General features: G+C 62.0%; 5 protein-coding genes. 2 read left to right on the top strand and 3 right to left on the bottom strand.

Annotated features, from left to right (window positions below):
- Positions 1 to 68: 68 nt before the first annotated feature.
- Both QMX84_RS25520 and QMX84_RS25525 read right to left on the bottom strand, forming a co-directional pair.
- Positions 69 to 1,433, bottom strand: a complete 1,365-nt coding sequence (locus QMX84_RS25520; RefSeq protein ID WP_123750779.1) for a GTPase/DUF3482 domain-containing protein — start codon at positions 1,431 to 1,433, stop codon at positions 69 to 71.
- A complete protein-coding gene (locus tag QMX84_RS25525; protein WP_282365083.1) occupies positions 1,426 to 2,805 on the bottom strand; it encodes a DUF2868 domain-containing protein in 1,380 nt (459 codons plus the stop codon). The genes QMX84_RS25520 and QMX84_RS25525 overlap by 8 nt, the downstream gene beginning before the upstream one ends.
- Before the next feature lie 98 nt (positions 2,806 to 2,903).
- On the opposite strand from QMX84_RS25525, the gene QMX84_RS25530 reads away from it, so the two are divergent.
- Positions 2,904 to 3,416 carry a dihydrofolate reductase gene (locus QMX84_RS25530; protein WP_262125692.1) on the top strand — a complete coding sequence of 171 codons (513 nt, stop codon included), beginning with the start codon at positions 2,904 to 2,906 and terminating at the stop codon, positions 3,414 to 3,416.
- Positions 3,417 to 3,502: 86 nt separating this feature from the next.
- Here the strand turns inward: QMX84_RS25530 and QMX84_RS25535 are convergent, their stop codons facing one another.
- The gene (locus QMX84_RS25535; protein WP_282365084.1) at positions 3,503 to 4,894 is read right to left on the bottom strand and encodes an L-cystine transporter; all 1,392 of its coding nucleotides are present in this window, start codon (positions 4,892 to 4,894) and stop codon (positions 3,503 to 3,505) included.
- A gap of 228 nt (positions 4,895 to 5,122) precedes the next feature.
- Here QMX84_RS25535 and QMX84_RS25540 point away from each other — a divergent pair, with 228 nt between their 5' ends.
- On the top strand, positions 5,123 to 6,178 hold the full coding sequence (locus QMX84_RS25540; protein ID WP_282365085.1) for a haloacid dehalogenase-like hydrolase: 1,056 nt from the start codon (positions 5,123 to 5,125) through the stop codon (positions 6,176 to 6,178).
- Positions 6,179 to 6,272 lie beyond the last annotated feature (94 nt).

Raw genomic sequence — 6,272 nt, forward strand, 5'->3', positions numbered from 1 at the left:
CGTTTTAGCGGATGCACCGTGTTGCCTGTATCGCGAGCAAGCCCGCTCCCACAGAGGAGGTGCCGTAGTCAGATTTGCTCGGCCAGCAGCTCGATCTGCTCCTGACGCTCGGCCTGGCTCAATTTGGGGTGCGGGTTGAGCGATGACCATTGCGGGTACGCCCGTGCTTTGTTGAGCGGCTCGGGCAGTTTGCCTTCGCGCCAGGTTTTGTCCTGTGGGGTGGCGACCTGAATGCTGTCGACGGCCGCATGCCCGCGTGCGTTCAGCGCGTGCAGCAACTGGCGTTGGCGCAAGGCCAGCAAGCGCAATACGCTGTCGTCCACGGTCAGTTCGCGCTGGCCCTTGAGTTTGCCCAGCAAGCGGCTGCCATAGCTGCGCGCCGTTTGCAGCGCGCCCCCGGCGATCGCCCCGGCCAGTGCTGCTGCGCCCAAGGTCAGGCCGCCGACCATCAAGTCCACACCCGCCCCGGCAGCGGCGCCGGCGGCGATTCCGCTGCCCACGCGCACCCCCAGTTGTTTGAGGGTTTCGGGGTTAAACAAGTCGTCGCCCCAGCGTCCGTCCAGCAACGGCAAGTCGCTGGCTGCCGCGTCCTGGGGGCGAAAACCGTACAGCTTGAGCAGCGCCTCGACGCAGCGTTGTTCACGTTGGCGAACCGCTTCGCGCAGTTGATTGATGGCCTGTTGCTCGACGGTTTTTTCGCTCGCCACGCTACGTCGGCACGCGGCGCAGTCAATCAACAGTTCCGCGATCAGGCGCAGGGCACTGTGTTTGCGTGCTTCGCGTTGGGCCTCTTGATCAGTGATCAAGCGTTGCAGCGCGCCGCGTGAATGCTCCAGCAGCAAGGCGAGGCTTTCATACAGGCGCCGCTCGCCGTCTTCCGGCGGGGCCACGCTGTCAAAACGCACCAACGCATGCAGGCCGAGCCGGGCCAAGGCGTCGCGCCATTCAGGCTCGCGGTGCTGCGGGCTGCTGACAAAGTTGAGCACTGGCAACAGCGGCTTGCCGCAACTGGCCAGCACGCTGAGTTCGTCGCGGTATTTGGCCAGCACCGGCTCGCGGGCGTCGATCACATACAGTCCGGCGTCCGAGGCTAGCAACTGGCGCAGCACTTTGGCTTCTTGTTCAAACCGCTGGCGCGCTTCGCTGCCGTCGAGAAAACGTGCGACCCGCGCTGGGCCGTCAAGACGTTCGCCGGGGCGGTCGAGGCGTTCCAGATAGTCGAGCAGGGCGATGGCGTCTTCCAGCCCCGGCGTGTCGTACAACTCCAACAGCGGTTCGCCGTCCACCGACAACCTAGCCCCTTCCACGTGCCGGGTGGTGCTGGGGCGATGGGACACTTCGCCAAAGCCGACATCGCGGGTGAGGGTACGCAGCAACGAGGTTTTGCCGACATTGGTGTGGCCGACCACGGCCAGCGTCAGTGGCTTAGTCATGGCCTGTCTCCAGCCAGTTGATGGGCGCGCTGGTGGCAAACGGCAGCCCGAGTTTTTCCAGGGCATGGTGCCAGTCGCTCAGGCGATCGGCGTCCAGCGCCTGGCCGGGCGGTGCTTGCAGCAGCCAGATGCGGGTGGCCGCTGCGCTGCGCGCCAGTTCGCCGATCAGCGCAAGGCTGCCACGGTCGGGCGAGCGCCGTGGGTCGCAGGCAATCGCCAGCCGTGCAGGCGGAAAACGGGTCATTTGCTCCAGCAGTTTTTGCCGGGATTCGCGGCTGTCGAGGATGCCCGCGTCTTTGACCGTATTCGGCAGTTTGGGCGGCCACGGGTGCTGGTCGTCCAGCTCGATGGCGACGATCAGCGCGCCCTCGGTGTCCAGGTCGGTCTGCCCGGCGTGCACGTTATGCAACTGCTCGGGGGCCACGTCGTTGACCCCAAGGCGCTCACTGCTCGGCATCAGGCGTTCGCGCAGTTGGCTGTAGCCGGGCAGGTTGAGGTCCAGTTGCAGCGCGTTGCGCCCCCGGATCCAGCGCCAGCGGCAGAAGGCCGCGAGCAACAGGCGCGGCAACACGCCGTAGACCACGACTACGCCCACCAGCCACACGGCCCAGGCCTGACGCACGGCTTCGCTGCTGTAGGCGGTGTCGGTGCTGGCGCGGATCATCGCTTCGGTCGGCCCGCTAAACCCCAGCCAGCCGGGCACCACGCCCAAAGCGCGGGTGGCGCTGACAAACACATCGGCGCTCAAAATGGTGGTTTCCCAGACAAAGCCGTAACGGCGGGTGGCCATCAGCAAGAGCATGAGCGTCAGCGCGCTGAGCATTGCCAGCAGCCACAAACCATTAACCAAGGTGCCCAGCGCCCAGCGATTGAGTTTTTGCCGTTGCAGCACCAGCAGCAACGCCGGGGCCAACTGCGCGGCCTTGGCGTCGCGGGCAAATTTGTCACTGAGCCACAGCCACAAACGCCCGAGGCTGGCGCTGTGTTCACCGGCGAAAACCAGCCCCAGCAGCCAACTGATCAGCAAAATCAGGTTGATGCCGAGCAGGCTGCCGAGTGCCCAGAACACATTGACCGGGGTTTGCCCATTGCCCAGCGCGGCAAAAGCCAGCCCGCCGCCGCTGATGACGGCCAGCACGGCGAGTCCCAATAGCGCCAGGCGTGAGCCTTGCAGCCAATGGCGCATGGCCGTGACCAGGCCATCGCGCTCGGCCAGCCACAGCGCACGGTTTTGCAGGCGTGTGCTCAGATCACCGGCGCTGCTGCGGGCGCGGCGGTTGGCTTCCAGATCGTCCAGTGGGCCTGCGTGTTCTTCGCGCAGGCGCACGGTTTCGGTCAGCCAAAGACGTTGCAACGGGGAAAGTTCAGTCACGCGACATTCCATTCAAGTGAGTCATGAGCATAACCGCTGAATGCCGGTTAGTCAGGCGGGGTACTGACAGCGCGGGCGGCTCTGGTATCCTCGGCGGCATGAAAAAATCACTCCCCCTCAGCCTGATCGCGGCCCTCGGTGAAAACCGCGTGATCGGCGTCGACAACAGCATGCCGTGGCATTTGCCGGCGGACTTCAAATATTTCAAGGCCACTACCTTGGGCAAGCCGATCATCATGGGTCGCAAGACCTGGGATTCGCTGGGCCGCCCTCTGCCGGGGCGCTTGAACCTGGTGGTAAGTCGTCAGACCGGCTTGCAGCTCGAAGGTGCCGAAGTGTTTGCCTCGCTGGAGGCCGCCGTCGAGCGCGCCGAAGCCTGGGCCATTGAGCACGATGTGAACGAGCTGATGCTGATTGGCGGCGCGCAGTTGTACACCCAAGGGCTGGCGGATGCCGACCGGCTGTACCTGACGCGTGTGGGTTTGAGCCCGGAAGGGGATGCGTGGTTTCCTGAGTTCGATCAGGCGCAGTGGACGTTGGTGTCAGAAGACAAGCATGACGCTGCAGAGGGCAAACCGGCGTTCAGCTTTGAGGTGTGGGAAAGGGCTTAAATAATCTGTAGGAGCTGCCGAAGGCTGCGATCTTTTTAACAATCAAAAGATCGCAGCCTGCGGCAGCTCCTACAAGGATTCCAGCGTTACGTATGCGCCAGATCACCATGATCGTCTTCGGCCAGAATGGCCTTGTCGGTCTGGTGCAACGCCTGGCTGGTGACCGTTCCGGCGACCATCGAACCGCTGACGTTCAGCGCCGTGCGGCCCATGTCGATCAACGGCTCGACCGAGATCAGCAACGCCACCAATGACACCGGCAAGCCCATGGCCGGCAGCACGATCAGGGCCGCGAAGGTTGCCCCGCCGCCCACGCCCGCCACGCCCACCGAACTGATGGTCACAATGGCCACCAACGAAGCGATCCACACCGGGTCCAGCGGGTTGATGCCGACTGTTGGGGCAACCATCACCGCCAACATGGCCGGGTACAGACCGGCACAGCCGTTTTGCCCGATGGTCGCGCCAAACGAGGCCGCAAAGCTGGCAATCGAAGCCGGAATGCCCAAGCGGCGGGTTTGCGCTTCGATGCTCAGCGGGATGCTCGCTGCGCTCGAACGGCTGGTGAAGGCGAAGGTCAGCACCGGCCAGACTTTGCGGAAGAAGCGCAGCGGGTTAACGCCCGACACCGACAAGATCACTCCGTGAATCACGAACATCAGCGCCAGGCCGATGTACGACACCACCACAAAGCTGCCCAGCTTGAGGATGTCTTGCAGGTTGGAGGTGGCGACCACTTTGGTCATCAACGCCAACACGCCGTAAGGGGTCAGTTTCATCACCAGACGCACCAGGCGCATCACCCAGGCTTGCAGGGTGTCGATGGCGTTCAGCACTTTGCTGCCTTTTTCCGGCTCGTCCTTGAGCAGTTGCAGGGCGGCAATGCCAAGGAAGGCGGCGAAGATCACCACGCTGATGATCGACGTCGGCTTGGCGCGCGCCAGGTCAGCGAACGGGTTCTGCGGGATAAACGACAGCAGCAACTGCGGCACGTTGAGGTCCGAGACCTTGCCAGCGTAGTCGCTCTGGATCACGTGCAGGCGGCTTATTTCGGCAGCGCCCGCGACCAGGCCGTCGGCGGTGAGGCCAAACAGGTTGGTCAGGCCGATGCCCACCAGGGCCGCGATCATGGTGGTGAACAGCAACGTGCCGATGGTCAGGAAACTGATCTTGCCCAGCGACGACGCGTTATGCAGGCGCGCCACGGCGCTCAGGATCGAGGCAAAGACCAGCGGGATGACGATCATCTGCAGCAGTTGCACATAGCCACTGCCCACCAGTTCGAACCAGCCGATGGAGGTTTTCAGGGTTTGGCTGTCCGTGCCGTAGACCAGGTGCAAGCCCAAGCCAAAGAGCACGCCGATAACCAGCGCCAGCAGGACTTTTTTTGCCAGGCTCCACGCGGTGTGGCGGGTCAGCGACAAGCCGAACAGCAACGCGAGGAACACCAGCAGATTGAGAATCAGCGGGACATTCATGAGGGCTCCGGGGGAGAGGGGGACGACGCAGGTGACGTCTTCAAGCGATAAAATTTTCGAACCGGAAATGCTAACAGGTTGATATAGCTCGAAATATATCGTTCTGGAATGACTACCTTCACTTTTGGAATAAGCGCATGGCGTTATCAAGACGGTCGAGGTCGCATCCACGCTAAAACTGTCACAGAGGTTTGCTAGCGTCGTCGCCTTTCTTAAGGAGCATAGTCGATGAGGCTGACGGCGAAGTTGATAGCTGCAACCCTGTGTTTGGGCTTGGCCGGGCAGGTGTTGGCAACCGAATTGGAACACTGGCCGGCCGATCAGGCGAAGCAACTGAACGCCATGATTGCGGCCAACGCGAACAAAGGAAACTTCGCGGTCTTTGACATGGACAACACCAGCTACCGCAACGACCTTGAAGAAGCGTTGCTGCCGTACATGGAAAACCTCGGCCTGATTACCCGTGACAGCCTGGACCCGTCGCTCAAGCTGATCCCGTTCAAAGACACGGCCGAGCGCCAGGAAAGCCTGTTCAGCTACTACTACCGTTTGTGCGAAATCGACGACATGGTCTGCTACCCGTGGGTGGCGCAGGTGTTTTCGGGCTTCACCCTGCAACAGCTCAAAGGCTATGTGGATGAGTTAATGGCGTCCGGCCAGCCGATCCCGGTGTCTTACTACGAAGGCGACACGGTCAAGACCGCTGAAATCCAGCCGCCCAAGGTGTTTGCCGGTCAGGTTGAACTGTTCAACAAGCTGATGGAAAACGGCATCGACGTGTACGTCATGACCGCCGCCTCGGAAGAGTTGGTGCGCATGGTCGCGGCCGATCCCAAGTACGGCTACAACGTCAAACCGCAGAACGTCATCGGTGTCAGCACCCTGCTGAAAAACCGCGACACCGGCGAGCTGACCACGGCGCGTAAACAGATCAGCGCGGGCACGTACAACGAAGAGGCCAACATGGGCCTGGAACTCACGCCTTACCTCTGGACCCCGGCCACCTGGATGGCGGGTAAACAGGCGGCGATCCTGACCTACATCGACCAATGGAAAAAACCGGTGCTGGTGGGCGGCGATACGCCATCGAGTGACGGCTACATGTTGTTCCACAGCGTTGACGTGGACAAAGGCGGGATCCACCTGTGGATAAACCGTAAAGACAAATACATGGCGCAACTGCAAGGCATGATTGCCAAAAACGCCGCGGCCCAGGCCAAAGCCGGCCTGCCAGTGACGGCGGACAAAAACTGGGTGATCGTCAAACCCGATGAAATTCAGTAACTCTCTGTTGTAGGAGCGAGCTTGCCTCGCGATCTTTTGATCTTTTTAAAGCTCGCGAGGCAAGCTCGCTCCTACAGGGGCGGTGTGGCACAAA

Source organism: Pseudomonas sp. PS01297, assembly GCF_029959305.1.
Classification (GTDB): Bacteria; Pseudomonadota; Gammaproteobacteria; order Pseudomonadales; family Pseudomonadaceae; genus Aquipseudomonas; species Aquipseudomonas helleri.

Coding starts and splice junctions, on each gene's coding strand:
- QMX84_RS25540 (WP_282365085.1), top strand. CDS start 5,123: ATGAGGCTGACGGCGAAGTTGATAGCTGCAACCCTGTGTTTGGGCTTG.
- QMX84_RS25530 (WP_262125692.1), top strand. CDS start 2,904: ATGAAAAAATCACTCCCCCTCAGCCTGATCGCGGCCCTCGGTGAAAAC.
- QMX84_RS25520 (WP_123750779.1), bottom strand. CDS start 1,433: ATGACTAAGCCACTGACGCTGGCCGTGGTCGGCCACACCAATGTCGGC.
- QMX84_RS25535 (WP_282365084.1), bottom strand. CDS start 4,894: ATGAATGTCCCGCTGATTCTCAATCTGCTGGTGTTCCTCGCGTTGCTG.